Here is a 26,256-nt window from a genome sequence, read left to right on the forward strand (position 1 = left end):
ACAAACCGACTCATCCGCGTGCTGATACTGTTAGTTTGCTTGGTAAGTATAACGCTGCTACCGGTCTATGCTGCGGAACCAATCAGGATCGGTGTACTCGCCTTTCGCCCCAAACCGCAAACCCTTGCACAATGGCAGCCGCTGGCTGTCGTTTTGAAACAGGCCATGCCCGAACGCGATTTCGTGGTAGAAGCGTTCACCTTCCCTGAATTGGACCTTGCCGTTGCCAGCCGTCAAGTCGATTTCGTACTGACCAACCCCGGCCATTATGTGCTGCTGACTAGGCGTAGCGGATTGTCTGCGCCGCTCGCCACCTTGGCAGTTGATGACAGCGGTAGGCCAACCACGGTATTCGGCGGCGTTATTTTCAGTCGGGCAGGACAAGCCAATATCAACATGTTGAGCGACATCGAGGAAAAAACCATCGCAGTCACCAGCACAGACTCTCTCGGCGGCTATCAAATGCAGGCCTATGAACTGCAAAGAGCGGGAATCAGTCTACCTCAAGGCGGCAAGCTGATCATCACCGGCATGCCTCATGACAATGTTGTCGAGACGGTCTTGAGCGGTCGTGCCGATGCCGGTTTTGTGCGCACCGGTGTACTGGAAGGCATGGTGCGCGAAGGCAAACTGGATACTACGGCTCAGTTCAAGATTCTCAATCGCCAGAATCTGCCTGATTTCCCGATGCTGGTTTCCACCCAGCTCTATCCGGAATGGCCGTTTGCCTCTTTACCGCACATTGACGAAAATCTCGCCAGACATGTCGCTGCAGCACTTTTCCTGCTTGAAGAAAATACGGCCGTCACGCGGGCGATGAATATATACGGTTTCGCCGTGCCCGCCGATTACACGCCTATAGCCGACCTGCTAAAAGAACTGCGTTTGCCGCCTTTCGATGCAACGCCGATGTTTACCCTCCAAGATGTTTTGATCCGCTATCGTCGGCAAATGACGGGCACTCTACTTGCCGGCGGATTCATCTTGCTGCTCGGTTTTTATCTGCTTTTGACGAAACGGAAACTGGAGATCGCGCACCGCGTCGTGCTGTTGCAAAAGCAGCAGTTGCAGGAAACCGAACGCAAGCATTTCGAGATTCTGGAAAGCGTTGATTCCCATATTTACCTCAAAGACACCGAATGTCGTTACCTGTTTGCCAACCGCCCGGTGCGCGAATTATTCGGCATGTCGATGGACGAAGTCGTAGGACAGGATGATGAAAGATTCTTCGATGCCAAGACCGTTGCGAAACTGCGTATCAATGATTATCAAGTTCTAAAGAACGGAAAAACATTAAAAACCGAAGAAACCAATCTTAATCTCAAAGATGGGCTTAGTTCGACTTATTTGACGGTTAAGCTTCCGTTACGCGATGAAAGCGGAGAAATCTATGCATTGTGCGGAATTTCGACCGACATCACCGAGCGCAAACAAGCCGAAGACCGATTGCGCAAAAGCGAAGAATCCCTCAAAGAATCGCAGCTCATTGCCGGCTTGGGCAGTTATGTCCTGGATATTGCCAAAGGATGGTGGGATAGTTCGGATGTGCTTGATAAGCTGCTCGGCATAGACCCGGCCTATCAACGCACTGTGGAGGGCTGGGCGGACCTGATTCATCCCGCCGACCGGGCCATGATGGAAGCGTTTTTTAGTAATGAAGTGCTTGGCCGACACAAGATGTTCGATAAGGAATACCGCATTATCCGTCACAACGACAAAGCCGAGCGCTGGGTACACGGACTCGGCAAGCTGGACTTCGATGCCCAGGGACAGCCGTTGAAAATGCACGGAACCATCCAAGATATTACCGAGCGTAAACAAGTCGAAGAAAAACTCCAGTTGGCGGCCAGAGTATTCACTCATGCCCGTGAAGGCATCATGATCACCGCTGCGGACGGCACGATCATCGATGTCAATGACACCTTCATCAATATCACCGGCTACAACCGAGACGAGGTCATTGGCCAGACCCCACGCCTGCTCAGCTCAGGATTTCAGGGAAAGGATTTTTATACCACCCTATGGAGCGATCTGATCAGGAACGGCCATTGGTACGGTGAAGTCTGGAACCGGCGCAAGAATGGAGAAGTGTATGCATTGATGCTCACTATCAGCGCTGTGTGCGATGGCCAAGACAACACCCAGCATTATGTGGCGCTGTTTTCCGACATTACCTCGCTGAAGGAGCACGAAAAGCAGCTCGAACATATCGCTCATTACGACGCACTGACTCATCTGCCCAACCGTGTACTGCTGGCCGACCGCCTGCGGCAAGCCATGACTCAGGCGCAGCGGCACGGGCAACGGCTGGCGGTCGCTTTTCTCGACCTTGATGGTTTCAAAGCCGTCAACGATAGCCATGGGCATGAAGCCGGCGACCAATTGCTGATGTCTGTAGCCAACCGTATGAAGCAGGCCTTACGCGAAGGCGATACGCTCGCCCGTCTGGGTGGCGACGAGTTCGTCGCTGTACTGCTCGACTTGCCCGACATCGAAACCAGCGTGCCGATGCTCGGCCGCCTGCTTACTGCGGCCGCCCAACCGGTGCATGTCGACGACCTCATTCTCCAGGTCTCGGCCAGCCTCGGCGTTACCTTCTATCCGCAGGCGGAAGACGTGGATGCGGATCAACTGCTACGCCAAGCCGATCAAGCCATGTATCAGGCTAAGGTGGCGGGCAAGAACCGTTATCATGTCTTCGATGCCGAACAGGACCGCAACGTCCGTGGTTACCACGAAAGTCTGGAGTATATCCGTCATGCCTTGATAGAACGCGAATTCGTACTGTATTACCAGCCCAAAGTGAACATGCGTACAGGTACTGTCATTGGCGCCGAAGCACTGATTCGCTGGCAGCATCCTGAAAAAGGTCTATTACCGCCAGCCCTGTTCTTACCGGTAATCGAGGATCATCCGTTATCCATTGAATTGGGAGAATGGGTGATTGATACGGCTTTAGCCCAGATAGAACAGTGGCTTTCAGCCGGACTGAATATTCCGGTGAGCGTTAATGTCGGCGCCCTCCAACTGCAACAGGCGAACTTCATCGACCGGTTGAGCACTTTGCTGGCGGCTCATCCGAAAGTCAAACCGGGGGACCTGGAAATGGAAGTGCTGGAAACCAGCGCTCTGGAAGATTTGGTCCAAGTCTCTCAAGTGATCGACGCCTGCCGGAAGCTCGGAGTGAATTTTGCGTTGGATGATTTTGGCACCGGGTATTCTTCGCTGACCTACCTGAAGCGTCTGCCGGTCACTCAACTCAAGATCGATCAAAGCTTTGTGCGCGACATGCTCGACGACCCGGATGATTTAGCCATTGTGCAGGGTATACTGGGCTTAGCTACCGCTTTCTGTCGAGATGTTATCGCCGAAGGCGTGGAGACGGTGGCGCACGGCGAAATACTGCTGCAACTCGGCTGCGAATTAGCCCAAGGCTACGGCATCGCCCATCCTATGCCCGCACACGATTTACCCGGCTGGGTCACTACCTGGCAACCCGCTCCGGCCTGGCGCAATCTGTCTTTACTCGGCCGCGACAATTTATCGGTGCTTCATGCCGCCGTTGACCACCGCGCCTGGGTTACAGCCATCGAAGACTACATCAAAGGCGAACGCGACGTTGCACCGCCGCTGGATCCCCGGCAGTGCCGCTTCGGCATGTGGTTGAATGCCGAAAACCCTGCAACGCAGCCGGCTTTTGAAATCATCGAGCCATTGCATCGTCAGATACATATGCAGGCAGCGGAACTGTGTGAACTTCAGATGCGGGGCCAGAATCTGGAGGCGCTGTCGAAGCTGGGCGAACTTCATAGCCTGCGCGATGCTTTACTTGAACAGTTAGAAACATTGACTCTAAAAAACTAACACCGGTTCGCTCAGCGTGTTGTTTACTTTTTCAGCTCAATGGTTTGCCTGTTTATCGGTGCACTGGCGTATTTACGGGCAACTATGATTCATATTGAACAAGCGAAATATCCATTTCCAGTCTATAAAAAACGTTTTTTCAACTCACGCAGTTGATTGATAAATATCCTTAAGCCAATTAGTTAATGCAGAATCAATTAATGGCTTGTGCTTAGCGATATGTCCAGCTAAGGCACCACGTTCGGATTCCAGTTTAACTTTACCTGAAAAAAGCAAATCATCTATTCTGTGCATGATTCTTTTGCCATCCAGCAATCGACTTAATCTTTGCCACCGCTCGATGGGATCTTGTTTGTTTTCAGCGAAACACTTAATTTTTATCTGTTCTGACTCTAAGACATCCGCTTGAATTAACAGTTGTTTTAGTATTGCCTCCGATAATCCTTCACCCGATTTATCCCGTAAAACTTGTTCACCAACTCGTTTAGGGGAAATAGTTGATAAAAGTGTAATAGCCACCATGTCATCTTCATGATCACATAATAACTTGGCAATATCAGCCGCCGAAGTCATAGTATTAAGCCGTTTGTCTGCAACTAAAGATGCTAAAGCCTGAGGATGGAATAAATAGTTTTCTAATTCCCAGCGAGGTAATACAAAAATTTTCTCTCCGTAAGGCTTTTGTGATAAAAAAACCTCATCATCAATTTCCCACCACAACGAATTCTTAAAATTAGGATCCGCCAAAAGAATATCTCTATCGACAATACCAAAAGCCTTTAATTGTGAATTCTCAACTTTTTTCAAAACTAACCGGCAACCTCCGTCACCACGCGTTTCAGAAACCGATTCAAAACTCAACTTGTCATAGAAATTAAACGTAGAAAACCAATTTCTTAAAATATATTGATCATCAGTGGACTCCAGATAAATTTTAATGCCATCGGTAGATTCCGGAACTATCGCCTCTTTGCCGATGTTTTTAAAGCTGCCATTACTCATCATCATTGACCATTCCCTTTTTAATCAAGTGTCCGCCTTTTATTAAACCGTCTTCATCAACATCCAAACCTGCAACAAACGTTTCCAGTATTTCGGTCGAATGAGTAGTTGCTATCACGGTAAAGTTTGCATCCTCACTGGCTGCCAATGCTTTTAAGGCATAAAACAATCGATACTGCCAGCGGATATGTAAATGCACATCGAATTCATCAATGAGCAAAATAGTATTTTTAGTCTGGTGAGCACCGATACGCAAAAACAACTGCATCAGGTTTTTTTCACCGCTGCTTAAACGGTCAAGGCGATGCTCCTTTGGTTCATTGCCTCCGGTATGCACGATGGCTTCCAAAGTAGGCCGATGCACATCTTTTAAAAACTTACTTGTACTTTCAAAAACATGTTTATTAATAAAATCACGAGCTTTTTCAAAACGTCCATCATCCAGCCATTTCAACCATACCAAAAGGCTATCCAAAGAATAAATCCAGGTTTCATTATGGGCTGAAAAGCAATGTATAGGGTTATAACCCCAATAATGTGGCTGAGTAATTGCTCGTGATTCTATGATTTGCGGTATATCCCGGTATGCAGAAAAATTAAGCGCAGTAGGATAAGAAAAAGCTGTTTCGCCAAAACCACTCGGCGGAACGCCAATATTGGATTGCAAAACAACCAATAAATCGGCAATAAAATCATCCGCTTTATGGCTAGATAAAGGTTTTAATGGCAACCCGCTTTGTCTCCCCATAAATCCCATGCGATGCCAATGAGTTGTACCATGAGCTTGCAATTGCTCATCACTCCATACTTTTAGTGACAAATCACTGCTTAAATTACCGCCCAAAATAGATAAAACAATATTATGATCACGACCTTGCCAATACACGCGAAGTTTTACATCAAGTTGGGCACGGCCTTCACCCTTGTCTAAATCTTCCAAGCCGTATTGTTTAGGTTCGGATTGTCCCAATAAGCCAAGTAAGCAGGACATAGTATCCAAAACCGTTGTTTTACCCGAACCATTCTTCGATACCATCAAGAAAAAATTGCAGGGCCGATGTTCCTTATCAGTAAAATCAATTTCGTAAGGTTCATCTTGAAAGGGGCCGATACGATCCAAAAGTAGATATAGCGGACGAAATTCATAGATTAACAAGTCGTTTTCCATTTGCAGCTCCTTTTATAAATTACGTAGGCACAATTTAATATCATCCTGCGAAATGTAAGCCCCATGTACACGAATAGCATTCGTTGAAACCTGAGGAATTTTGACCAGCATATCACCGGAACCTAATAACTGTTCCGCGCCCATTTCATCCAAAATAATCCGGGATTCAGTATTTTTTTGTACACGTAAAGCAATTCTGCTGGGTATATTGGTCCTTAACAAACCGCTGAATGTCACTGAATCAGGTCGCTGTGTCGCTAGAATCAAATGAATACCTGTTGAACGGGCTTTTTGAGCAAGGCGAACCAGAGGTGTTTCCAATTCACGGGATTGCATCATTAAATCAGCCAACTCTTCAATGACCACAACAATACGCGGTAATTGTAATTTGCGTTGCTGTAATGCCTCGGTCAGATTGCTGACGCCTGCTTCCCGTAACAATTGATTTCGGCGTTCCATTTCATCAACTAATTTTTCCAAAAGCTCCATCACATCAGTAATCAGGTGAACCACACCTTTTCCATATAAATGCGGTATATTTTCATAATGAGCCAGCTCAACCTGTTTCGGATCACATAACGCAAGTTGCAAATTTTCTGTAGATTGAGTCCACAACAAAGATAACAAAATAGCATGCAGGCTGATGCTTTTACCGCTACCTGTCGTACCAGCGATCAACAAATGCGGCGTATCAACAAGGTCAAAAGCAAACGGTTTCCCTAATACATCTTCACCCAGCCAAACAGCCAAACGATCATTACCTTTTTCTTGCTCAGCCCATTTCGGTAGTTGACTAGCATTTATTGTCTTCCAATTTTGTCGGGATCTTGGAATATCCATAGAAACTACTTTTGGCTCGCTGGTGGAATGAATAAATACCCCTTCCTGTTGTAAACCCAGCCTAAATGCAAGTTTCTCCAATCCTCGCTTTAATTGGTCAAAATGCTGAATATTAGGTAAATACAGAAAGTAGCGATCAATGCGCGGTCCTTGTATTTTGTTTTTTATTTCTGCCAAAACGCCGATTTCCTTCAAAGCATCAACCAAGATAACGTCTATATCTGTTGATGATGCTTGTTGGTTCGAACCAAGGTCTAAACCTGCAAACAATTCTTCCTGTAAGTAAACGATAAAATCGTGGCTGCGATTCCAGCTGGTTTTTATTTCATACAAACCTCGGCGAATATGTCTTTGTAATAAAGTTCGATACCGTTTTAGATTGCTGAATAAATCTTCGTTATGATAAGCACTTAATAAAGCACAAATTGCATCATCAAAATCCCGAATGCCATCCATGTCCTCACTATAATTTTTCCCGGTCAAAACCGGAAAAGTATATTCAGAGCCTTTTTCATCAATTTTATCGAATGACTCATCAGGTTCAGTTGATATGCGCATGGACTTTGCCAATGCAAGCCGCAATACCGTATATTTCGGGGCTTTTGCAGATGAGAATCCATACTGTAAAACTTGGTCAATAATTAATTCATCGGTTTTACTGGTAAAAATATCAGCCATTAAACTACCCTTTCAATATGCGTTTTCTTACCGGTTTCATTTGACAGATGATATTCCCGATAAATAAAAGGCTTCAATAGTGCATGTTTACGTTCATCCAGCTCTGAGTCGGTCGGTAATAAAATGACTTGCCGACCTATTTTAGGATAATACAGTTGCAGCAAATTATCCTGATGTTGACGATCAATACGCCCCATCGGGGTATCAATGATAATAGGCAATTCACGTGCTGAAACTTCTTTTAATCCCCATAACATGGCAGTTGCTGATAATTGCTTCATGCCAGCAGACACTGTACTCATGCCTATCGTATTGCCTGAAGCATCGATATAGCTGATCTCAAAATGGTCATTAATTTTTACCTGATCGATCAAACTATTGGAATCCAGCAATTGCCTTAAATGCCGGTTGTAGCTTTCCTCCAATTCAGCCCGTTTTTGTCGTTTTAACCGTTCTTTGACTTCATTTAATGCTGCTCGAAGCCGCTCGGTAAAATTTAATTGGCGTTCCATTTCACCCGCTTGGCGAACAGCACTCTCCAAGTCATTTATTTCATTTTCCAGTCGACTGCAATCTCTATCGATAGTTTGTTTTTGAGAATCTGCGGCACGAAGCCTATCTTTCAAATCAAGCAACCTTTCTTTATGCTTCTCTTCTTCGTCCATTAGATTCGATAATTCAGCACGGTGTTTGTTAGACATATCGCCGGCATCTTTTAATTGCTGTTCCAATTTCTGTATCGCCTGACTTAACTCGCGAGTTTCAATTAGCTTATTTTGCAACACCTGATGCGGTTTGTTGATTTGCTGATAAATCGACAGCAATCTTGATAATTGCCTAGCTCTACTGCCATCGACATGAAAAGCGGTTTCTTCGTTTTCAGTGATGGCATAACTTTCTAATACGCGCACAATCCTTTGTTGATAAAAAAAGGCCTGTGATTGCTCTAGCCTGGGGCTTGGGTAGGGCGGCTTTGAGAATATCTCGGGCAATTCCAACTTTAAACTATCGAGCAACTCAAGCTGAGTACCACTTTCTTTTTGTAATAATGACTCGGTTATTTTGAGTGTTTTTCCCAGCAAATCAGGGGTAACCCGTAAAAAAGCATCGCGCTGAAAGGCATCCGCTATTTCTCTCATGCGCTGTTGTAGTTGCTCATTTTTGGCCTGGATTTGCGATTTTATATTGATTTCGCTTTCCTGCTCAGGCACCCCCCGCAATAAGCGCAATTTACGACTTATATCCGTCAAATAATCTTCAATTTCTACAATATCAGCGTTATGCGCTAATATTTTTTGCTCAAGAATAGCGGTTTCTTGTTCTTTAATGCGTTTTTGATTTTCTTTTTCTGTCAGTTCAAGTTTTTTTTCCGAACTCATCGCCCCGCGATTCCAGTTTCGACGCAATTCCTTGAGTACATCTTGTATATTTTCCAAGGGCTTTATATTGAGTAACAACTCCATTTTTTTTATGACATCGTTATCATTGGCTTCTGCTAACTCTTGAACTTCTTCACCATCAAAAAAGAAAAATGGAATATAAGCTTTTGGTAAGCAGCGATCCAGATACTCATTGGCTTCTTTATCAATTAATTCACCTTGAAATGGCGTTATGACGCTAACTATTTCTTTATAATCTCGTTTTCTAAAATCAATATCCCATGTTCTACTGGCTATGACTTCGCCTTCGTCTGATTCCCAAACAGCTTTAATACCGCAAGAAGTAATACCATCTTGCCGAGCTTGTTGATTCAAAATACCCCAAAGTTCATTTTCAATACCGCAAACATATTGTTTGGCTGTTGGTATTCGTTTGCGTTGTGCAGTACGGCGAATTTCTTCGTCAGAAACTCCAAGAAATAACATTTTTGCGCTATTAAGAAAACTGGTTTTACCATGTCCGTTTCGACCTTGAATAATCACAATATTACGATTGTCATCTTCAGTAGGAGTGAAATCAAAAGAGCAGGCATCGTAATAGGAAAACAAGTTGGTAATCGTCAATGATTTAAAATACATTTAGTCTAATGCTCCTTGCTTCCTAACATTTTCAATAAGGAGAGTAAGATCTTCACTTAATGCGGCTTTTGAACCATTGGCATCAATATTAGGGTATTTTTCTACCAAGTGTGCAATTTGGGGAATGATTGCGGTAGGAATGCGATACTCAGGCTGGGCCGCTAATTCATATAAACTACGTTCAATAAACTGACTAATCGTCTCTGTGCTCATGCAGCAATAACTTCCTTCGGTTTACGATTATATTTATAAGCAATTCTTAAAGCTGAATGCATAATATCGAACTCGTTAGTCCAAATATCCTGAATATGAAGAATTTCCTTATTACTAATCAATTGTTTGCCAACTTCCTGCTCGGTTTTTAATAGTTTCTCAAGAATCATTTTCCTGGCCTCAGAATTAAAAGGCCCCAGTCCAGGCTGATCATTGCGTCGATATTGATTTCTTAACTCCTCTTGACCATGCAAATCTCTGAGCCATAACCGAAAGTCATATAAAGGTTCCATCCATTCATCCCCGGTTTCAATGAATCCTTTCATTGATTTATCCTCCTTTACGACAGTACACGTCCAGCAACCGAAACGGCTCCCACCGCATGAAGGCGTATCCAAATCTGTGATAACCGGACATTCGCCGCTATTCGCCTGCCGATAGAGTTCCAACATCCTGTCGTGATCAAAATTCCACGGCGCTGGATTATGCGTAAAGAGATATTCCCAAACCTCGTCTGTTGTCCAATGCACAATAGGTTGCAAAACCAAGGCATTGGGAATCTCGGTATGCTGGTTAAGCCCTCTGCTGTTGTATTGACGGTTTTCAATCTGTCGGGAGCGGTTGCTGCTTTCGGCTTTACGTGTACCTATCAATAAAATAACGCTGCCATGCTCCGATGTAATCTCATCAATTACTTTTCTGACCGGCCTGATTTTTAATTTAGTCGTACACCAGCGAAACCAGCGGTTTGGCGGCGGATAGCCTTTGCCGATAATCAAAGACCAAAAACTGTCTTCGATTTCCGGCTTAACCAAATGCACCGATAAATCCAGACTGGAGGTTCGAGCGTGTTGCTCAAGTTGCATCAGGCTATTTTGTAAATATTCTTCTATGTTCGGTGCTTCAACTCGAGTATCCGAAGAAATGATATGGACAGGTTTTTGTTGTTCTGGCGTTAATGACAGCAGCATTTCATAAACTAGCTGCAAGACGAGTGTAGAATCTTTTCCACCTGAATAAGCGACAACCCAAGGGCGATTATCCGCAAGGAAATTATCTCTCAGAATAGCTCTTGTTTCGGTTAAGTAAGTATCAGCGAGTATTTCTTGATCCTTTACTATTGTTTGACTCATATGATTCACGACTCAGTTTAATTACGTTTTAAAGCGCCATATAACATTTTACCAGCTAGGCTAATCAGTACATCTTTTTGTTTTACTGCTTAGATTTTCTCGCAACAACTTTAATAATTGCTCTGCAAAACCTGATTCAGGAACGGCTTTTACCGGAACATACCAATGCTGTTCGCTTGCAAATGTCATGCACTTTACTGCATCTTTTTCGGTCATTAATACCGGTTCGGAGTCTGAAAATGAGATGTCGCTCCGCTGGAATTTAAAATGATCCGGAAAGCTGTGCGTTTTACAGGTCAAACCGGCTGACTCCAGCAATTTAAAAAACCGGTCGGGATTGCCTATGCCCGCCAAAGCATGACAAGCGGTTGCGGTAAATTCCTGCAATGGCTTTTGTTCTCCGGTAACCAAATTGACCGCAGTATTTCCGGTAATTTGCATTGTGATCTCGTTGTCTTCCGTTTTCTCTCCATTGACGACGATAAAATCAACGCTTTGCAATCTTTCTATCGGTTCGCGGAGCGGCCCGGCCGGTAGGCAATAGCTGTTGCCGAAACGCCTCTCGCCGTCAATTACGGCAATTTCAATATCCCTGTTCAGTGCGTAATGTTGCAGGCCGTCGTCGGACAAAATGACATCGCACTCCGACTTTTCAAGCAGCAGTTTTGCGGCAGCCACCCGCAATGGGCCTACGGCCATTGGACAACCGGTTTGTTTGGCGATCAACAGGGCTTCATCCCCGACCTGTTCCGCCGTGCTGTTTGCATCGACCCATTGCGGCCATGATTCGGCTTGACCGCCGTAACCTCTGCTGATAATGCCGGGCTTAATACCTTCACTTTTAAGCAACTCGGCCAACCGGATAATCAACGGTGTTTTGCCGGTGCCGCCTACGGTAATGTTGCCTATCACGATGACCGGAACCGGCAGGGTATGTTTTTTTAACACGCCGATGCGGTACAAAAACTTCCTGAATTTAACGAAATCACTGAATAAAAAACCCAGCGGCATAAGCCATACGCCAATAAACGGGTCTTTGTACCAGACGTCCAGCAGCCATCGGGATAAGGTTTTTTTCATGGTTATTCGGTCGGATGCAATGTCGCAAAGGTGATATGGCTGAATCCCACCTGACCGGCAATATCCAGTGCAGTCATGACCGCTTTGTTTGGCGTTTTGTCATCGGCATTGATTATAAAAGGGACATCCTTCGAATTTTCCGCAAGTTTGCTCAATTCCTGTTTTAAGCCAGCCCTGTTTTGACTGATTAATTGATGAGGCTGGCCGTCATCACCAAGTAAGGAATAAATGCCGTCCGCATTGATAAACAAGGAGACAGTTTTAGGATGCTCCTCGGCCGCGGTGCCTTCTGCTTCGGGAAGCTTGATATTGACTTCCGTGTGTTGAGTAAAACTGGTAGAAACCATGAAAAAAAGCAGCAACACAAAAAGCACGTCGATCATCGAGATCAACGTAATATCGACATTCTCCCTTTTTTTACGTTGAAACTTCATCAGGACGCTTTCCGGTCTTCGTGCAAAATATCAACCAGTTTTAATGCTTCCTCTTCCATGGTGACCACATATTCGTCTACCAGTCTTTCAAAATAGCGATGAAAAACCAAACTGGGGATAGCCACGGTCAAACCCGACGCCGTAGTAATCAGCGCTACCGAAATACCGCCAGCCAAAACAGCCGGGTTGCCTGCGCCATGTTGCAAAAGTGAGGCGAAAATATCGATCATGCCGAATACGGTGCCTAATAAACCCAGCAATGGGCTGACTGCGGCAATAGTACCCAAGGTATTAAGAAAGCGTTCCAGGTCATGAACAACCCTGCGGCCGGTTTCTTCAATACATTCCTTCATAAACTTCCTGCCGTGATGACTATTGGCAAGACCGGCAGCCAAAATACAGCCAAGAGGCGAGCTATTTTTCAATTGGCGCAAGGTAGCATCGTCCAGCTTGCTTTCGCGGGATAATCGCCATACCTGCGCAACAAGCTCAGGCGGCAAAATCTTTTTCCTGCGTAAGGACCAAAAACGTTCCGCAATAATAGCCATCGCAGTAATGGAACAGAGTACGATCGGCAGCATCATCCAGCCGCCGCTTTTTATAATTTCAAACACATTATTTCCCAAAAAATTGCTGTGTGGGTTAACGTAACCCGATACTTTAAGTGTTTGCACTCTTGTCGGCCGGAAAGATAAAGATGCCGAATTCTGAAGTGCGTTGAGCATATTTTAACCTAAGACGGCCCTGTATTGAGAACTTTCCCGCCCAACCCAGATATAGACGATCACAAAAGCAATACTACAAAATGCTGCCGCCATTGAATAAACGAATTCCGCGCCCAATAACTCCCAATAATAACCGCTGTAGTAACTGCCCAGCATTCCACCCAGACCAAAACTTAAACTGGCGTAAAGCGCTTGGCCTTTACCCTGATGCCGGTCGCCGAAATAGTGATGAACCAAGTGAATGGCGGCGACATGAACCCCGGCAAACGTTGCCGCATGTAATAATTGGGCAAAAATCAGCAGCCAAAAATAATCGACACACCAGCCAATCATTAACCAGCGAACTATCGACAACAGGCTGCTGAACAATAAAATCGTCCTTAGGAAAAAACGCTTTAATATACGGCGCATGTAAATAAACAGAATAATCTCGGCAAAAACAGCCAGCGCCCAAAGGAATCCGGTCAGGCTTGCCGAGTACTGATAGTGCTTTAAATAGATCGAATAAAAGACGTAGTAAGGTGCGTGGGCAAGTTGCAGCAGCATATTAGCCACCAAAAACGCCACCACTTCCGGCTTTTTCAGGATTTGCATGATGCCGATCGCGGCAGTCTCGTGATTGCTCGCCTGAGTAGCCGGTGTTATTAAGCTGACCAGCCAGATTACAGTCATCAATGCGGTAATTACGGCAGGAAGCAGCAGCGCCGGCGATGGATTATCCAACAGTCTGCCTACGCCCAGCACCGCAACAATAAAACCGATGGAACCCCATAGTCTTACCCTGCTATAACGATGCGCCTGATCTTTTAAATGGTATAAGGTTACCGCTTCGAATTGCGGCAAAGTGGAGTTCCAAAAAAAGCCAAAGGCGATTGTTATCCAGGCAAACCAGGAATATCCGTGAACAAATAAAAAACCGGAAAATAATAAAGCGGTTAAAAAAGAGGTGATGCGGATAATACGCAAGTTTTTCCCGGTATGATCGGCAATCCAGCCGCATAGCATGGGTGCAAGAATTCTTGTACCGCCTAACAGCGCAAAAAGTTCGCCGATTTGAATGGGATTAAAACCACTTTCTTTTAAATAGAGGCCCCAGTAAGGAATAAAAGCGCCTACTATTGCAAAATAAAAGAAATAAAAACTCGATAGTCGCCAGTAAGGGATAGACATTGGATTGTTCATCTTCGCTCATTCCCACGAGCTGCGTGAGAATGTAGTTAAGGCCTCCACGAGTCACGCCGGGAAACGCAACCAGTACAGACTTGGGACGCAACACGTCCCGCATGGGAACGAGAAATCACCGCAAGATCGGCAATCCCGATTGAACATCGATATTCTGAGCCCGATGCCGCAATAAGTGATCCATAATGACTATTGCCATCATCGCTTCGGCAATCGGCGTTGCGCGGATGCCCACGCAGGGATCGTGGCGGCCTTCGGTAACCACATCGATAGCTTCGCCTTGCAGGTTGATACTTCTGCCCGGCAGCCGCAAGCTGGAGGTCGGCTTTAGCGCAATACTTGCAGCTATGTGCTGGCCGCTGGAAATCCCGCCTAAAATACCACCGGCATGATTACTTAAAAAACCGTCCGGTGTAATTTCATCGCGAAACCGCGTGCCTTTGGTGTTGATGCAATCGAAGCCGTCACCGATTTCCACGCCTTTTACTGCATTAATACTCATTAAAGCATGAGCCAAATCGGCATCAAGCCGGTCAAAAACAGGCTCGCCCAACCCCGGCGGGACATTAGTCGCCACGACTTCAATTCGTGCGCCGATGGACTCGCCTTCCTTGCGCAACGCATCCATATAAGTTTCCATTTCGGCAACTTTATCCGCATCAGGACAGAAAAAAGGATTGCTATCGATAATAGCCCAATCGACTTTTTCGATTTTTATCGGCCCCAACTGCGATAAATAACCGCGTATTTCTATGCCCGCCTGTTCCTTCAGGTATTTTTTGGCGATGCCGCCCGCTGCAACGCGCATCGCCGTTTCGCGAGCCGATGAGCGTCCTCCTCCACGATAATCCCGGATACCGTACTTATGCTGATAGGTATAATCCGCATGACCGGGTCTAAAAGTATCGGCAATCTTGGAATAGTCTTTGGAGCGTTGATCGGTGTTTTCAATTAACAGCCCAATCGACGTACCGGTGGTTTTGCCCTCAAACACGCCGGACAGGATTTTGACTTCATCGGCTTCACGGCGCTGGGTGGTATGGCGTGAAGTGCCGGGTTTCCTGCGGTCCAAGTCTGCTTGTAAATCGGCCTCGGTCAAGGCCATGCCCGGAGGGCAGCCATCGACGATGCAACCTATCGCAGGGCCGTGGCTTTCGCCAAACGAGGTAACGGTAAATAATTTTCCTATTGAGTTTCCAGACATATCTAATCTAAAGCCGCTAAAAATAATTCGTTATATTGACTAACCTGTTCAGCCGTCAGCAAAAACACGCCGTCACCGCCGCGTTCAAAGCTCAGCCAGTAAAAAGGCACATCGGGGAATGTATTCTGCAATGTTTCGGCGCTACTGCCTACTTCCACAACCAAAATCCCCTGCTCTGCCAGATACCGGTCGGCATCGACCAGAATGCGCAACACAATATCCAGTCCTGTGTGCCCGCCTTTAAAGCCCATATCGGGCTCGGCGCGGAATTCTGCGGGTAATTGCTCCCATTCTTCAAGACATACATAAGGCGGATTACTGACGATGATGTCGTAGCGAGTATCGGGCAATTCTTTAAACAAATCCGATTGGTAAAGGGTCACCGCATCATCCAACTGATGTTTGGCAACGTTCAGCTCCGCCACGGCAAGCGCATCAGCCGATAAGTCCACTGCATCGACGTAAGCATCGGCAAATGCATAAGCGCAAGCTATGGCGATGCAGGCGCTGCCGGTACATAAATCCAGAATGCGGGTGACCTGTTCCTCATCGACCCAGGGCGCAAAACGTTGTTCGATTAATTCGGCAATCGGCGATCTCGGTACCAGCACTCGCTCGTCGACATAAAATGACAGGCCGGCAAAAATGGCTTCATGCGTCAAATAAGCGGCTGGTATGCGTTCGTTGATACGTCTGTCGATCATATCGATCACTGCCTGGCGTTCAGTCAGCGTTAAAACGCTTTGCAGATAGGCATCGGCCAGATTATAGGGCTGATGAATAGTATGTAAAACCAAGGCCGCCGCTTCATCCAGCGCAGTTGCCGTACCATGGCCGAAACTCACTTTGGCCTCGGTAAAACGGCTGGCGGCCCAGCGAATATAATCACGAATAGTTGATAAAGTTGTTAAAACTTCAGATGGCGTTGTTTTCATTGCTGTACAAAGTAAGATAGCTGCAATACGGTTCGACTAAGCGGTAGATTTTAAACTAAACTTTGCTAGCTTGTTTGAATATTAAACAGACACAACATGAGCCAAACCAACCACAACCTTAGCAATATCAGCGCAAGTTTGGCTAAAAACAAGCTTTTAACCGAGTGTTACCGGCATCTGCAATCCGATGACCTGGCGTTGCCGACTATCCCCGATGTCTCTTTCAAAATCCGCCGTGCAATTAATGCGGATAACTCGAATGTCTCTTCAATAGCGCGAGTCGTGCAAATTGATCCGTCAATTACAGCCAAACTGATTCAAATCTCCAACAGCGCTTTATATTCGGGTCGAAAAAAAATTGAAAGCTGTCCCGAAGCGCTGACCCGGCTGGGCTTGAAAGGGGCTCAAGATATTATTACCGCGTTTGCGATGAAGTCGGTATTTAACGCCAAGTCCCCTGTTATTCGTCAAAAAATGGCGGAGTTATGGGCGCACAGCAGTTACATTGCATCCATCAGCGCGGTCTTTGCCCATAAAATCCCTGGCTTTGACCCGGACCGGGCTATGTTGGCCGGATTAGTGCATGATATTGGCATTGTGCCCATTTTGACTTATGCCGATAACCATCCTGATATTATTGGTCATCCTAAAGATCTTGTAGAAACGGTTAGGAAATTGCGCGCTGACATTGGCGTGCAAATTATGCGCAAATGGGATTTTCCCGATGATTTTGAAGATGTGGTGATTAATGCCGAGAACTGGTTTCGTGACAATCGCAATCCATCCAGCTATGCGGACATAGTAATGATCTCGCAGCTGTATAGCTTTATCGGCAAAATTGATATTAAAAAAATACCTAAAATCGATGACCTGCCCGCTTATAAAAAACTAGCCGGACATTTGGATGCAAACGACACGATTAACATACTGGATACCGCCAAAAGTGAAATCGAGCATATTCAACAAATGTTGGCTTAACGTAGCGTGCAATGGACATTAACTCGCCAATAAACGCCCAATCCCTGCTGGCCTCCAGCCGGTTGTTGGAAAATACTTTAAACCTGAAAGCCGGTCAACAGCTGGATGTAAAAGTGATCAACGCCGATATACAGGCAACAAAAAATGCCATCACCTTATCCTTGGGCGGCAAAGATGTCACCGTACAAAGCAACCAACCGATTGCGCTAAACGCCGGACAGGATTTAAAGATTCAGGTCACTCAAGTCGCTCCTGTCGTCGAATTTAAAGTTCTTGATCTGTTAAACCAAGCCGCTGAATTGCGCTTAAAGCTAATTCCAACCGTCAGGGACGGTGTAACGGTTGCAGTCGGTAAGGAACTGATGCGGCCGACGACCAATAGTCCAGCAAGCCCGATACAACCCCAAGTCACTGAAAAACAAGGCGGAACTTCTCCCGCATCGCAGACGACACAGCAGCCATTAGACGCAAAAATAATCAACATCGCCGGTAATAAAATCCAGCTGCAAGTCGTTAATCCATCGACAACGGACGCCGGGAATAAACAAGCCGTCCTGATCACTATTGATCGGTCTCAACTAACCAACGCACCATCGGATTTAAAAGTCGGCCAAAACCTGAACCTGGAAATCGTTAAAACGGGAGCCGTGCCCGAATTTAAGATTATTCCTGCCGCCAATAGCATTCCTGAAGCCAAAGTAGCTGAATTTATAAAGCAGTTCCTGCCCAGGCATGAAGCTTCGCCAATCTTCTTGAATCAACTGATAAAAGATTTGCCGCAGCTGATGAAAAACGAAAGCGTTCCTCAAGCCCTGAAAGATATTGCCGCAAAAATAGTCCAGAACCTGCCGCCCAAAGAACAGTTGATTACTAGCCAGGGCCTTAAACAAGCCATTACCAATTCGGGATTGTTCCTTGAGGCCAAGTTGCCGCCTGCGCTGTCCCAAGTCGAATTAATTAAAGAGTTGCCCCAGCTGATAAGAAATGAAAGCGTGCCCCAGTCATTACAACGTATTGCCGCTGAAATATTACAAAACCTGACGCAAAAACAGCCATCGACTACTAGTTCCGTTCCCGAACAAACGATGGCTAATTCGAAGCCGGTTCCTGACGTCGAATTAATATCTTCAAAGTTAAATCCACCGAATACGGGAGATAACACAAGTAAAGCGGGCGCTTTAAGCGATACCGGCTTTATTGCCGAGGATTTTAAAGGTAATTTGCTTAAGTTTATTCAAGCGTTAAAGCAGGAAATCGCCCAAAGCGAACAGCCGCTAAATCAAGTCGATCTTGACTTGCTCAAGAACCTGCAACATAAAACCGAAAATACCGTTGCCAAGCTAGTGCTGGATCAATTGACCTCCCTGCCTAAGGAAGACAGCCCAAAACAGCTATGGATTATCGATATTCCTTTTATTGACCGGCAGCAGGCGGAATCGGTCAGGATTGAGGTACAGCAAGACAAGGAAAACAAACAACAATCCGGCAGCAGCGACTGGTCGGTTAATATCACTATTACGCCCCCGGCGTTGGGGACGATTCATTGCATCGTTTCCTACCGGAACGATGTGGTCAATACCTTTTTCAAAAGCCAAAACACGCAAACGACCGAGCTCATCAAACACAACCTTGATTACCTGAAAACTCAACTTGAAGATTCAGGATTAAAAACGGGGCATATGGACGCCCACGACGGCACGCAAAAAACGCAGTCCGCACATCCCCAGCAACTGGCCGGAAAAAAACTGTTTGATGATAAAGCGTAGATATTGTCCGGGTTAAATCCAAGCCAAGCGACATGACTACGGATTTAGCTACGGCCAATCTTGACTATTTATTGACACTAAGCGCAGCTGATAATCTCTTGCCATTTTGCAACGTCAATCTTATGACATAAAGCAAATTAAAGCCCAAGCATATCGACTAACATACTTATTATTAAGGTTTATTTTCAATTGGCACGTACTTCGCTTTAGTTATTGCAACGTAACAATTCAATCCACGAGCAAGTATTAAATAAATCATATTGGAGAGCCATCATGTCACTAACCGTCAATACCAATTCATTTGCCCTGAACGCCCAAAATAACTTGAATAATAATCAAGCTAGACTTTCTACTGTAACTAGCGCGACAGCTGCATTGACGACGACAGGTACCTCCATTGACACCATCAACGTCAGCAGCGCGGGTGCTTATCAAAATACCTTTGCCCCGGCTGTAACCGGCAATTTGCAGTCTTCGGTTGAAAACATGGCCGCTACTCTCGGTCGTATCCGGGATGAAGGTTTTGCACAACAATCGGCCAAACTGTCGCGGATGCAATTCACACAATATCCGCTGACCGCCATGCTGGCTCAAGCCAATCAATCATCGCACGATGTATTGGCTCTTTTAAGATAATCGTGTCTTTGATGAGAACATCTTCATGGGCGTTGGGTTAACGATCAAACTGTTAACCCAACAATTTTACTATTCGATAAAAAAATATCAGCTAATACAGTAACTACAATTCCCGCGTCGCGCTGAATTTAATATCCGGCCAGCGTTCTTCGGTCAGTTGCAGGTTAACCCGACTGTTGGCGACATAAACCAGGTAACCGCCGCCGTCTTCGGCCAGATTATCAAAAACCTTATTCTTGAATTCTTCCAGTTTGGCCGGTTTGTCGGAACTTACCCAACGCACGGCTGAGATAGGGATGGCGTCATAAACGCATTCGACGTTGTATTCGCTTTTAAGCCTGAATGCGGTGACGTCAAACTGCAAAACACCGACCGCCCCCAAAATAAGATCATTATTTTTTAACGGTTTGAACAATTGGGTCGCGCCCTCTTCGGTCAACTGCACCAGTCCTTTTTGCAAGGCTTTGGCTCTTAACGGGTCTTTTAACACCACCCGGCGAAATAATTCCGGCGCAAAATAAGGAATGCCGCCGTATTTCAGCGTTTCGCCTTGGGTAAAAGTATCGCCGACCTGAATGGTGCCGTGATTATGCAACCCGATGATGTCGCCGGGATAGGCTTCTTCTACGCTTTTTCGGGTGTCGGCCTGAAAGGTTATCGCGTTGGCAACCTGGATATTTTTGCCGATACGAACATGATGGACTTTCATGCCTTTATCGAATTTTCCGGAACATACTCTTAAAAAAGCAATCCGGTCGCGATGAGACGGGTCCATGTTGGCCTGGACTTTAAATACAAAACCGGTAAACGCCGGCTCATCCGGCAATACCGTACGTTGCTCCGCCTCTCTGGGTCTGGGTGACGGCGCATATTCGGCGAACGCATCAAGCAATTCGATAATTCCGAAATTGTTGATGGCCGAGCCGAAAAAGACCGGCGTCAGCTTGCCTGCCAGATAATCTTCAAGATTGAACTCATGGCTGGCACCTTTGACCAAATCGATTTCATCCCTTAATTCTTGGGCTTGATCGTCCAGCAGTTCGTCCAACTTGGGGTTATTTAATCCTTTGATAATTTCAGCTTGGGCAATCTTGCCGCCATGTTGAGCGCTGAACAAATGAATTTCATCTTTATACAGATGATAAACCCCCTTAAAACGTTTACCCATGCCGATAGGCCAAGTCATCGGTGCGCATTTAATGTTCAGGACATTCTCGACCTCGTCCATCAATTCAATAGGCTCCCGCCCTTCCCTGTCCAGCTTGTTAATGAAAGTCAGAATCGGCGTAGTACGCAGTCTGCACACTTCCATCAAGTTGATGGTTCTGTCTTCAACACCTTTGGCAACGTCGATTACCATCAGCGCCGAATCAACCGCGGTCAAGGTGCGGTAGGTATCCTCGGAAAAATCCTCATGGCCTGGGGTATCGAGCAGGTTAATAATGCAGTCTTTATGCTCGAACTGCATGACCGAGGTAGTCACCGAAATACCCCGCTCCTTTTCCATTTCCATCCAGTCTGAAGTTGCGTGACGCGCCGCTTTTCGGCCTTTTACCGAGCCTGCAAGCTGGATTGCTCCTCCGAACAGTAACAGTTTTTCAGTGATGGTGGTTTTACCCGCGTCAGGGTGAGAGATGATAGCAAAAGTTCTACGACGCTTGGTTTCAGAGCTTATTTCAGTAATCGACATGTTTTATGCAAAAAATTAGGTATACAGGGTATGCAACAAAAAGGAGACCCATGGGTAATGGGAGACGAATGGATGATTGAAGGAGATTACCTTATCAATAATGTAAAAAAATCCTGTTGGCGGTATTTAGTGATAAATCTAACTAAAAATAGCGGGCAAAACTTAGATAAAAAATACCGGCATCGCTTCAGCTGACTGATTTTACCTAATCCACATCAAATAAGTAAGCCTCAGTCGCTTCTAAGTGCGTGCTTTAGAAGTCAGTCACAAAGTCGTCCGAGCATTAAATTTATTATTGCAATATGAATAAAGGCGGTACTGAAGTCGGTCAGCACCTCGTAATCTTTACTTAAATAATCAAGCCAGAGTATCCACAAGCATATGACGTTTTCGACCTTGAATTTGTTTGCCTGCGTCGAAGCCTTTAATACCCGCTACAGCGGTTGTTTTAACGCTTTGACTATTGATAGAACCGGCGGTTGGATGCTTATGTCGCCCTGCTTTTTGCCCCACATTCTATTAGTTGTCCAACATCGATAATAGCCGTACACAGTCTGCTGTGCTGGAAATGCTCGCGGCAGCTTGCGAAAGCATATACTAACTGATGTTACGCATTGACATTGATGAAGACATGAAATATAGCCTGTTGACAGGATTCATGTGACATGAAAAATTCAGTGCGTAACATTAGCTCCTAACTATAAATCAGCCGTTTAGTCATTGCCTACATAATCCATTTTCCCTATCTCCACGCCGTTATGTCGCAAAATAGCGTAAGTAGTGGTGAGGTGGAAATGAAAATTGGGGTACACAAAATCCAGCAAATAAGCTTGGCCTAGAAGATGGACTTCCCTACTTCCGAATTTCAGGGTAATTTTGCGCTCTTCGCTGCCGTCGATTTGTTCGGCAGTCACACTTTGTAAAAACGCCACGGTCTTGGCGATACGCGCCTGCAACTCAACAAACGTAGTTTCGCTGTCTTCATAGCTTGGCACTTCAATCCCGGCAAGTCGGGCCGCACAGCCTTTCACCATGTCGGTGGCAATTTGCACTTGTTTACTCAATGGATACATATCGGGTGCGAGGCGGGCGTTTATAAAGACTGAGGGATCGATTTTCTTTGCTTCGGCATGGATGGAGGCTTTGTCGAGTATCGCCGATAAATTGCCTAACATACGGATAAATACGGGGATAGAAGCTTGGTACATAGTCAGTGACATTATTTTTCTCCAATGATTTGCGATTTATGTTGGTTAATTACAGATTGCTTTTTAATGAAACAAAAATCAGCTTCCCGTTTTAAATGGAAAGCCGATAACCTTGTTACGGGTGGGTACTCAACACCCCTTAGACAGCAACCATGCCGCCATCGACATACAAATCGACACCGGCCACATAACTGCTGTCGGAAGAGGCCAGGAACAACACGGCTTGCGCGATTTCTTCCGGACGGCCAAAGCGGCCCAAAGGCACTTGCGTGGCTATGTTTGTGCCGAACTCATCAATCTGCTGTTCCGACAAGCCCATTTTGTCGAAGATCGGAGTTTCAATCGGGCCGGGACTGACCACATTGACGCGGATTTTGCGTTCCTTTAACTCGGTCGTCAAAGTGCGGGCAAAAGAACGGACTGCGGCTTTGGTCGCGGAATACACGCCGAAGCCTTCAAGGCCCAACGTGTTCACGGCCGACGAATTAAAAATGATCGAACCGCCATCAACCAGTAACGGTAAGGCCTTCTGCACAGTAAACAGCAAGCCCTTGACATTGATGCCAAAGATTTTGTCGAAATGCTCTTCGGTTATCAAGCCGATCGGTGCCAATTCGGCAATGCCTGCGTTGGCGAATACAATATCGATATGTCCGAATTGGTTTTTAACTTCGGCATAAAGTTTGTCAAGGTCAGCCAACGTTGATACATCGCCCTGGATACCGACAGCATTGCTGCCGATTTCAGCCACGGCGGCATCAAGTTCCGCTTGTCTGCGTCCGGTGATGACAACGGTAGCGCCTTCGCTTGCAAATAATTTTGCCGTCGCCAGCCCGATACCGCTATTGCCCCCCGTGATAACGGCGATTTTTCCAGAAAGCTTGCTCATAAATAAATCCTCGAAGTTAAAGGTTAGATTAGCTGAATTAACTCAATAATTCATTAGTACAGGATTATGGAACTATAAAGCTATACAGTCAAGTGTGATATGCTATCGACTATGAGAACACCCTATCATCCTCCCATAGAAGAAATTACTGTAGAAGGCATCCTGCATGCCTTTTCCGACCCTGTACGCATAGAAATATACGTCAATCTGGCCACCGCAGAATGTGCCAAGAACTGTTCAACTTTCTTAACTATCCAGAAGCGGACGTTGCCCAAATCGACCTTATCCCAACACTTTCGTATCTTGCGTGAAGCCGGGCTGATCCGTAGCGAGCGCAAGGGGGTTGAGCTTATCAACTCAACCCGTTGCGCTGAGTTGAAAGAGCGCTTTGGCCCCATGATCCTGGCAATTGTCGAGGCGTACGCAAAACAGCAAGAAACCGTCTAGTTGATTTTGGAAATAAACGACTGTTTGAGCTCGATGTCATCATGATACAAACAGTACTGCGTTAAGGGCTGTATCAGTTCCAACTGAGCGCACCGCCCGTCTGATACTCTGTCACCCGCGATTCAAAAAAGTTTTTTCTTTATTGAGATCCATCATTTCACTCATTCAGGAAAATGGATCGGTAGCGCCCGGATACAACATATCCAGGCTGATTTGCTGACAGCGGCGGTTGGCGATAAAGCGCAGGTATTCCAGTTCTACAGCCTGCTACATTAACACCTTGATTTCATCCCGCACCATTTAGAACGCAATAATCGGTAGCAAGTCCGCCAATGAACAAACGGCGGATACCCGCTTTGTGAAGGTCTGGCTTGAGAAACTTAAATACCCATCCTTTTCAACAACTGTGCCTTTGGAAATAATGTAAGCAGAGGCAGGAAGTTGCAAATCGGCTGAAAACTCTGCGTATTTAGAACCGGTAATGCAGTGTTCCGGCCAAGAACCGCCTTGCCGGATAAAAGAGCAATGGTGAGGGCGGAGAGACAGTCGCAGGTTGCAAATACAGGCCATTGACGTTTGCTTTTCCTTCATGGAATGCTCCTCCGTTTTCTCACAGGTGTGCTGTGGGGCAAAAACTCTAGACGTTATCACTGAGGAGATTTGACTTGTGCCACTGTTTTCTCGACAGTCGCACCAAATTCAAAGGCGACAAGCGCATACTGCATCTGGATGGTCAGCGGGCGTTGCCGGATGAGGATGCGGACCACAAAAAGTCATCTTGTTCATGGCTGAGTTTGCTGCACTTCAGGCTAACAAGAGTAAAAAGGCCCCATGAACGCCCCCTAAAACTCCATCTAAACTCTTCCCACCCAAAATCGGCTGCTCACCGCCCAAGAGTTATAAGGAGCTTAATTAGGCGTAAACTAACTCTTGATAGGCTATTTTTTACAGTATGCTATTATCTACTTGTATTTTTTAAGTAAATGAATTTAGTGGTGGGTATGCGTAGTTTATTGCCGGTTGTGGTTCTTTCTGTCTTGTTATTCACTGGATTGTTCGCCAGTCACATAAACGCTGAGTCAATGCCAAACACTGATGGTAGTGTAGAACAGCAAATACGCATAAAAGCTGAACAGGGCGATCCAACGGCACAAAACGATCTCGGTATAATGTATGCGAATGGCGAGGGCGTGTTACAAGATGATAAACAAGCCGCTTTTTGGTTTCGCAAAGCCGCTGATTTGGGTTATGCAAAGTCGCAACTGATCCTCGGCTTGATGTATAGCGAAGGCCAAGGCGGCATGACCAAGGACAGCAGCCAAGCCGTCTCATTATTTCGTAAGGCAGCTGAGCAAGGCTTGGCAATGGCGCAATATAATCTCGGTGTGATGTATGCCAGGGGCGAAGGCGTAGCACAAGATAATAAACAAGCCGTCGAGTGGTATCATAAGGCCGCCGAACAAGGCGAAGCAATTGCACAAAATAATCTCGGGGCGATGTATGCCAATGGCGAAGGCGTGGCTCAAAATGATAAACAAGCCGCATTTTGGTATCGTAAAGCTGCTGAACAAGAATTGCCAACGGCTCAAAACAATCTCGGTGCGATGTATGTCAGAGGCGAAGGTGTCGCGCAAGATGATAAACAAGCCGTCGCTTGGTACCATAAGGCTGCCGAACAGGGCTATGCAGAGGCACAAAACAATCTCGGCGTAATGTATGCCAATGGCAAAGGTGTCGCGCAAGACGATGAACAAGCTGCGTTTTGGTTTCGCAAAGCCACTGATCAGGGCGAAGCAATGGCGCAATTCAACCTCGGCCAGATGTATTTCAACGGAACAGGCGTGCCGCAGGACTATGCTCAAGCCTATATGTGGACAGAACTTGCCGCTACACAAGAATTAGAAAAAGCAGTAAAGGTGCGAGATAGCTTAGTTAAGGTATTGACACCCTTGCAAATAGAACAAGGGCGAAAGCTCGTCCGTGAATGGATGGCTGCCCCTCCACAAGCTTCGCAATAATTCCAGTTATCATGCGAATGATTCATTCAATTGTGGAAAACGGCGTCTAATTTTTATAATTAGACATCTTTCCTAAATAATCGACATGGCACTCCTCTTTATAGGGTTAAAATAACAATCATACCTCTGAAAATACGGATCGTCATGA

22 protein-coding genes and 1 pseudogene are annotated in these 26,256 nt (G+C 45.9%); 6 read left to right on the forward strand and 17 right to left on the reverse strand.

Annotation, left to right across the window (positions count from 1 at the left end; all coding sequences use genetic code 11):
• The first annotated feature begins 18 nt into the window (after positions 1 to 18).
• Positions 19 to 3,864: an EAL domain-containing protein gene (locus V7051_RS09785; RefSeq protein WP_333874745.1), complete on the forward strand. Its 3,846-nt coding sequence runs from the start codon at positions 19 to 21 to the stop codon at positions 3,862 to 3,864.
• 144 nt (positions 3,865 to 4,008) lie between these two features.
• Here V7051_RS09785 and V7051_RS09790 read toward each other — a convergent pair whose 3' ends face one another.
• From V7051_RS09790 to prmB, 12 genes are all read right to left on the reverse strand, one after another.
• Positions 4,009 to 4,872 (reverse strand): hypothetical protein, encoded by an 864-nt coding sequence (locus tag V7051_RS09790; RefSeq protein ID WP_333874744.1) that lies wholly within the window; start codon positions 4,870 to 4,872, stop codon positions 4,009 to 4,011.
• Positions 4,859 to 6,034, reverse strand: coding sequence for an AAA family ATPase (locus V7051_RS09795; protein ID WP_333874743.1), 1,176 nt, complete (start codon positions 6,032 to 6,034; stop codon positions 4,859 to 4,861). Before V7051_RS09795 ends, V7051_RS09790 begins: the two co-directional genes overlap by 14 nt.
• Before the next feature lie 12 nt (positions 6,035 to 6,046).
• Complete coding sequence (locus V7051_RS09800; protein WP_333874742.1) at positions 6,047 to 7,552, reverse strand: FtsK/SpoIIIE domain-containing protein; 1,506 nt, start codon at positions 7,550 to 7,552, stop codon at positions 6,047 to 6,049.
• The gene (dndD, locus tag V7051_RS09805; RefSeq protein WP_333874741.1) at positions 7,552 to 9,570 is read right to left on the reverse strand and encodes a DNA sulfur modification protein DndD; all 2,019 of its coding nucleotides are present in this window, start codon (positions 9,568 to 9,570) and stop codon (positions 7,552 to 7,554) included. Before dndD ends, V7051_RS09800 begins: the two co-directional genes overlap by 1 nt.
• Positions 9,571 to 9,783, reverse strand: a complete 213-nt coding sequence (locus V7051_RS09810) for a hypothetical protein (RefSeq protein WP_333874740.1) — start codon at positions 9,781 to 9,783, stop codon at positions 9,571 to 9,573.
• Positions 9,780 to 10,916: a DNA phosphorothioation system sulfurtransferase DndC gene (dndC, locus tag V7051_RS09815; RefSeq protein WP_333874739.1), complete on the reverse strand. Its 1,137-nt coding sequence runs from the start codon at positions 10,914 to 10,916 to the stop codon at positions 9,780 to 9,782. Before dndC ends, V7051_RS09810 begins: the two co-directional genes overlap by 4 nt.
• 60 nt (positions 10,917 to 10,976) lie before the next feature.
• Positions 10,977 to 11,996: a tetraacyldisaccharide 4'-kinase gene (gene lpxK, locus V7051_RS09820; RefSeq protein ID WP_333874738.1), complete on the reverse strand. Its 1,020-nt coding sequence runs from the start codon at positions 11,994 to 11,996 to the stop codon at positions 10,977 to 10,979.
• Positions 11,997 to 11,998: 2 nt separating this feature from the next.
• Complete coding sequence (locus V7051_RS09825; RefSeq protein ID WP_333874737.1) at positions 11,999 to 12,430, reverse strand: ExbD/TolR family protein; 432 nt, start codon at positions 12,428 to 12,430, stop codon at positions 11,999 to 12,001.
• The gene (locus V7051_RS09830; protein ID WP_333874736.1) at positions 12,430 to 13,044 is read right to left on the reverse strand and encodes a MotA/TolQ/ExbB proton channel family protein; all 615 of its coding nucleotides are present in this window, start codon (positions 13,042 to 13,044) and stop codon (positions 12,430 to 12,432) included. Before V7051_RS09830 ends, V7051_RS09825 begins: the two co-directional genes overlap by 1 nt.
• Before the next feature lie 114 nt (positions 13,045 to 13,158).
• A complete protein-coding gene (locus V7051_RS09835; protein ID WP_333874735.1) occupies positions 13,159 to 14,337 on the reverse strand; it encodes an MFS transporter in 1,179 nt (392 codons plus the stop codon).
• A 115-nt stretch (positions 14,338 to 14,452) separates the two neighbouring features.
• Positions 14,453 to 15,541 (reverse strand): chorismate synthase, encoded by a 1,089-nt coding sequence (aroC, locus tag V7051_RS09840; protein WP_333874734.1) that lies wholly within the window; start codon positions 15,539 to 15,541, stop codon positions 14,453 to 14,455.
• Positions 15,542 to 15,543: 2 nt separating this feature from the next.
• The gene (gene prmB / locus V7051_RS09845) at positions 15,544 to 16,476 is read right to left on the reverse strand and encodes a 50S ribosomal protein L3 N(5)-glutamine methyltransferase (protein WP_333874733.1); all 933 of its coding nucleotides are present in this window, start codon (positions 16,474 to 16,476) and stop codon (positions 15,544 to 15,546) included.
• A 96-nt stretch (positions 16,477 to 16,572) separates the two neighbouring features.
• Here prmB and V7051_RS09850 point away from each other — a divergent pair, with 96 nt between their 5' ends.
• The 3 genes from V7051_RS09850 (at position 16,573) to V7051_RS09860 (ending at position 19,856) form a co-directional block, all read left to right on the forward strand.
• On the forward strand, positions 16,573 to 17,454 hold the full coding sequence (locus tag V7051_RS09850) for an HDOD domain-containing protein (protein ID WP_333874732.1): 882 nt from the start codon (positions 16,573 to 16,575) through the stop codon (positions 17,452 to 17,454).
• Between the two features lie 11 nt (positions 17,455 to 17,465).
• Positions 17,466 to 19,220, forward strand: a complete 1,755-nt coding sequence (gene fliK / locus V7051_RS09855) for a flagellar hook-length control protein FliK (protein ID WP_333874731.1) — start codon at positions 17,466 to 17,468, stop codon at positions 19,218 to 19,220.
• Between the two features lie 273 nt (positions 19,221 to 19,493).
• Positions 19,494 to 19,856: a flagellin gene (locus V7051_RS09860; protein ID WP_333874730.1), complete on the forward strand. Its 363-nt coding sequence runs from the start codon at positions 19,494 to 19,496 to the stop codon at positions 19,854 to 19,856.
• Positions 19,857 to 19,959: 103 nt separating this feature from the next.
• On the opposite strand, the gene V7051_RS09865 is transcribed toward V7051_RS09860, so the two are convergent.
• The 4 genes and pseudogenes from V7051_RS09865 to V7051_RS09880 all read right to left on the reverse strand — a co-directional run bounded on the left by V7051_RS09865 (position 19,960) and on the right by V7051_RS09880 (position 23,643).
• Positions 19,960 to 21,540 carry a peptide chain release factor 3 gene (locus V7051_RS09865; RefSeq protein WP_442919647.1) on the reverse strand — a complete coding sequence of 527 codons (1,581 nt, stop codon included), beginning with the start codon at positions 21,538 to 21,540 and terminating at the stop codon, positions 19,960 to 19,962.
• A gap of 369 nt (positions 21,541 to 21,909) precedes the next feature.
• Positions 21,910 to 22,044: pseudogene (locus tag V7051_RS09870) on the reverse strand (IS5/IS1182 family transposase); the annotation flags it as partial.
• Positions 22,045 to 22,259: 215 nt separating this feature from the next.
• The gene (locus V7051_RS09875; protein WP_333874728.1) at positions 22,260 to 22,766 is read right to left on the reverse strand and encodes a DUF1993 domain-containing protein; all 507 of its coding nucleotides are present in this window, start codon (positions 22,764 to 22,766) and stop codon (positions 22,260 to 22,262) included.
• 127 nt (positions 22,767 to 22,893) lie between these two features.
• Entirely contained in the window at positions 22,894 to 23,643 is a 750-nt protein-coding gene (locus tag V7051_RS09880) for a glucose 1-dehydrogenase (RefSeq protein ID WP_333874727.1), read from the reverse strand.
• Positions 23,644 to 23,754: 111 nt separating this feature from the next.
• On the opposite strand from V7051_RS09880, the gene V7051_RS09885 reads away from it, so the two are divergent.
• Entirely contained in the window at positions 23,755 to 24,090 is a 336-nt protein-coding gene (locus V7051_RS09885) for an ArsR/SmtB family transcription factor (RefSeq protein ID WP_333874726.1), read from the forward strand.
• A 300-nt stretch (positions 24,091 to 24,390) separates the two neighbouring features.
• Here the strand turns inward: V7051_RS09885 and V7051_RS09895 are convergent, their stop codons facing one another.
• Complete coding sequence (locus V7051_RS09895; RefSeq protein WP_333874725.1) at positions 24,391 to 24,681, reverse strand: hypothetical protein; 291 nt, start codon at positions 24,679 to 24,681, stop codon at positions 24,391 to 24,393.
• A 491-nt stretch (positions 24,682 to 25,172) separates the two neighbouring features.
• On the opposite strand from V7051_RS09895, the gene V7051_RS09900 reads away from it, so the two are divergent.
• Complete coding sequence (locus V7051_RS09900; RefSeq protein ID WP_333874724.1) at positions 25,173 to 26,108, forward strand: SEL1-like repeat protein; 936 nt, start codon at positions 25,173 to 25,175, stop codon at positions 26,106 to 26,108.
• The last annotated feature ends 148 nt before the right edge of the window (positions 26,109 to 26,256 follow it).

The organism is Methylobacter sp. (genome assembly GCF_036845245.1).
In the GTDB taxonomy this organism is placed as follows: domain Bacteria; phylum Pseudomonadota; class Gammaproteobacteria; order Methylococcales; family Methylomonadaceae; genus Methylobacter_A.

Excerpts from the sequence above, each read along its gene's own strand:
- V7051_RS09790 (WP_333874744.1), bottom strand. The coding sequence starts at position 4,872 with ATGATGATGAGTAATGGCAGCTTTAAAAACATCGGCAAAGAGGCGATA.
- V7051_RS09795 (WP_333874743.1), bottom strand. The coding sequence starts at position 6,034 with ATGGAAAACGACTTGTTAATCTATGAATTTCGTCCGCTATATCTACTT.
- V7051_RS09800 (WP_333874742.1), bottom strand. The coding sequence starts at position 7,552 with ATGGCTGATATTTTTACCAGTAAAACCGATGAATTAATTATTGACCAA.
- dndD (WP_333874741.1), bottom strand. The coding sequence starts at position 9,570 with ATGTATTTTAAATCATTGACGATTACCAACTTGTTTTCCTATTACGAT.
- V7051_RS09810 (WP_333874740.1), bottom strand. The coding sequence starts at position 9,783 with ATGAGCACAGAGACGATTAGTCAGTTTATTGAACGTAGTTTATATGAA.
- dndC (WP_333874739.1), bottom strand. The coding sequence starts at position 10,916 with ATGAGTCAAACAATAGTAAAGGATCAAGAAATACTCGCTGATACTTAC.
- lpxK (WP_333874738.1), bottom strand. The coding sequence starts at position 11,996 with ATGAAAAAAACCTTATCCCGATGGCTGCTGGACGTCTGGTACAAAGAC.
- V7051_RS09825 (WP_333874737.1), bottom strand. The coding sequence starts at position 12,430 with ATGAAGTTTCAACGTAAAAAAAGGGAGAATGTCGATATTACGTTGATC.
- V7051_RS09835 (WP_333874735.1), bottom strand. The coding sequence starts at position 14,337 with ATGAACAATCCAATGTCTATCCCTTACTGGCGACTATCGAGTTTTTAT.
- aroC (WP_333874734.1), bottom strand. The coding sequence starts at position 15,541 with ATGTCTGGAAACTCAATAGGAAAATTATTTACCGTTACCTCGTTTGGC.
- prmB (WP_333874733.1), bottom strand. The coding sequence starts at position 16,476 with ATGAAAACAACGCCATCTGAAGTTTTAACAACTTTATCAACTATTCGT.
- V7051_RS09850 (WP_333874732.1), top strand. The coding sequence starts at position 16,573 with ATGAGCCAAACCAACCACAACCTTAGCAATATCAGCGCAAGTTTGGCT.
- fliK (WP_333874731.1), top strand. The coding sequence starts at position 17,466 with ATGGACATTAACTCGCCAATAAACGCCCAATCCCTGCTGGCCTCCAGC.
- V7051_RS09860 (WP_333874730.1), top strand. The coding sequence starts at position 19,494 with ATGTCACTAACCGTCAATACCAATTCATTTGCCCTGAACGCCCAAAAT.
- V7051_RS09875 (WP_333874728.1), bottom strand. The coding sequence starts at position 22,766 with ATGTCACTGACTATGTACCAAGCTTCTATCCCCGTATTTATCCGTATG.
- V7051_RS09880 (WP_333874727.1), bottom strand. The coding sequence starts at position 23,643 with ATGAGCAAGCTTTCTGGAAAAATCGCCGTTATCACGGGGGGCAATAGC.
- V7051_RS09885 (WP_333874726.1), top strand. The coding sequence starts at position 23,755 with ATGAGAACACCCTATCATCCTCCCATAGAAGAAATTACTGTAGAAGGC.
- V7051_RS09895 (WP_333874725.1), bottom strand. The coding sequence starts at position 24,681 with ATGAAGGAAAAGCAAACGTCAATGGCCTGTATTTGCAACCTGCGACTG.
- V7051_RS09900 (WP_333874724.1), top strand. The coding sequence starts at position 25,173 with ATGCCAAACACTGATGGTAGTGTAGAACAGCAAATACGCATAAAAGCT.